The sequence below is a fragment of the Peptoniphilus indolicus ATCC 29427 genome (assembly GCF_000227315.1).
Lineage (GTDB): Bacteria > Bacillota > Clostridia > Tissierellales > Peptoniphilaceae > Peptoniphilus > Peptoniphilus indolicus.
Window position 1 is genome coordinate 1 of sequence record NZ_JH165145.1, and the last position, 694, is coordinate 694.

1 pseudogene is annotated in these 694 nt (G+C 24.1%); it reads left to right on the plus strand.

Annotated elements, in window-relative coordinates:
• Positions 1–68: 68 nt before the first annotated feature.
• Positions 69–694: pseudogene (locus HMPREF9129_RS11835) on the plus strand (GTP pyrophosphokinase); the annotation flags it as partial.

A 694-nucleotide genomic window follows, 5' to 3' on the forward strand; every position in this document is an offset into this window, starting at 1 on the left:
ATTATAATTATATGATGAGTGAAAATTTTATAAAAGAAATGATGGCTTCCATAAAAGATTCATTATATATGGTAGATAAACAATTACAAATTTTATTTGATCATGTACAAAGATTTGATGCAAGTGCAGTTTCATCTGCAAGCAATCAATTGAACTATCTACTTTCAAAGATTATACATGATGTGTTTAGCTCTAAAATACAAGATGAATTAGGGTTTGTATTCAACTTTAAAAAAACAACAGATATTATAGTTGAATATTTACAAGAGAAAGCTTCTAAAGAACGAGAACTTTCATACGGGGAAAGTTTTGTTCAATTAATTGATAAAATAAATAACATTTCAACTCTTGATATGAATTTACAGGAGCAAATTATATTCAATAGAAAACTTAGTTTTTCTGATGAATTCACAAATAATATAGGAACTGAAATAGAAAAGATAATACAGAAAGATTTTTATTGGAATTTATTGATAAAGATAATTCACAGGATAGAAGGTGGATCTTATGAGGAAAATTTAGAAGATTTTCTAAGTTATCTAAGGTACAAATATTCAATGTTATTTTTAAATATATCAGAAAATTTTGAATTGAGTTATGAAGAATCTGTAAATTTAGAAAAAACTTTGTTAAATATAATAGTTGAAAATTTTAAAGATGGATATTCTGCCTATGGAATTGTAAAAGAAAGTTT